Annotated in this window: 2 protein-coding genes; one reads left to right on the top strand and one right to left on the bottom strand. The window is 34.1% G+C overall.

Going from position 1 to position 1,435, the window contains the following annotated elements:
* Positions 1-144: 144 nt before the first annotated feature.
* Positions 145-576 (top strand): hypothetical protein, encoded by a 432-nt coding sequence (locus tag BG260_RS12540; RefSeq protein WP_069133223.1) that lies wholly within the window; start codon positions 145-147, stop codon positions 574-576.
* A gap of 171 nt (positions 577-747) precedes the next feature.
* On the opposite strand, the gene BG260_RS12545 is transcribed toward BG260_RS12540, so the two are convergent.
* Positions 748-1,308 carry a hypothetical protein gene (locus BG260_RS12545; protein ID WP_069133225.1) on the bottom strand — a complete coding sequence of 187 codons (561 nt, stop codon included), beginning with the start codon at positions 1,306-1,308 and terminating at the stop codon, positions 748-750.
* Positions 1,309-1,435: the final 127 nt, after the last annotated feature.

Here is a 1,435-nt window from a genome sequence, read left to right on the forward strand (position 1 = left end):
AATAGAAACTGTTAAAGCAGTTGGTAAAAGATATTTAGGCTATGTAGGTGCTGCAGTAATGGTTTATAGTTTTTCAAAATGTATGGATCTTGTTTAAGTAACAGGAAAATTATTACAACTCATTAATTTCTCAGATAAATAAAGATGAAAAGGACATTAATTAATATTTTTTTTGAGATTCCTGTTTATATGACAGCCGGATTAGGGTTGATTTCTGTGGTACACCTTCTTTTTTCTTTATATGACACACTATCAATGTTTTTAATAGTTACCGGTCTATTATTGGGTTTATTGATGTGGAAAGCCGAAACTGCTTCAATGAAAAATATTACATTTGGTGGGAATATAACGTACTTAAAAATATATGTTTATGCACATACTCTCATAATTTATATACTATCAATATTTGGTATACTTGAATTGATATTTTTCTTTTTAGGTTATCCCGAAATTATATTCAGTGAGATCATCTCTTGGAAATGGTTGTTGATACTTCTACCATATTTGGCCGCGTGGGATACAACTGCTGAGCTGTTAATTAGTGATGCCAAGAAGGGAATGAAAAGTGTTCAATAACAGAACAATTTACTCGGTTTTATATTATAATAAAGAGGAATGAAACATAACGGCTCAGGGCTTAAGCGGCGAGGCGACCAACTTTAATTGGGGCCAAAAACGCAAAATCGTCCGCTTGAAGCCCTTGTTATAGGTTTTTATGGAACATGAAATTATGTTTTAATCAATGATTTATTCAAGGTCTGAATCTTCTCCAATTTTTTGCTCAAGGTTTAAACTCCTGAGTGCAGCAATTAATTCATCTTCATCATAAACCCATTGAGTACCATCTTCAAGTCTTACACGTGCAACATAAGTAACTGAGGTAAGAAATCGACTAATATATGCTTCTCTGGCTCGCCACTCAGCACTAACTGTTGCGTTACCAAGATTAAAATCCTTTATCTCAGTGTTTCCTAAATTTTGCATATGCTGTCCAAAAGCATCGTACTGTATCGTCCGTAATTGAACCCCTGTTATTGGTTGGTCAACTGACATGCTAGTTGAAGCTGCAAACCTGAACCCCCTGTCTACATACGTAATGTTCATTGAATGAGAAGTAATTTGGACAGGTGAACTTGGATCATTCAATAAAATACTTTCGCGATCTAACGAAGATCCTTCATTGAGTTCAACACCTCTTATTGAAAATGAGAATGGGCTATCTGCTTCTCTGCTAATTTCATATTGCTGTGCAAAAGCATTTGAAAAGCTTAAAAATATAGATGTAAAGATTAGTATTAATTTTTTCATAATGATCTCTTTCTTGTTAGTTAGCGATTTAAAAACCTATAACGTGATTGCGCATAACGGGCGCGGGAATTATGAACTTTAACAACGACACAAATAACTAAAACAACAACCACAGGTGCAACAATTT

It is taken from the genome of Rhodohalobacter halophilus (assembly GCF_001715195.1).
Lineage (GTDB): Bacteria > Bacteroidota > Rhodothermia > Balneolales > Balneolaceae > Rhodohalobacter > Rhodohalobacter halophilus.

Excerpts from the sequence above, each read along its gene's own strand:
- BG260_RS12545 (WP_069133225.1), bottom strand. The coding sequence starts at position 1,308 with ATGAAAAAATTAATACTAATCTTTACATCTATATTTTTAAGCTTTTCA.
- BG260_RS12540 (WP_069133223.1), top strand. The coding sequence starts at position 145 with ATGAAAAGGACATTAATTAATATTTTTTTTGAGATTCCTGTTTATATG.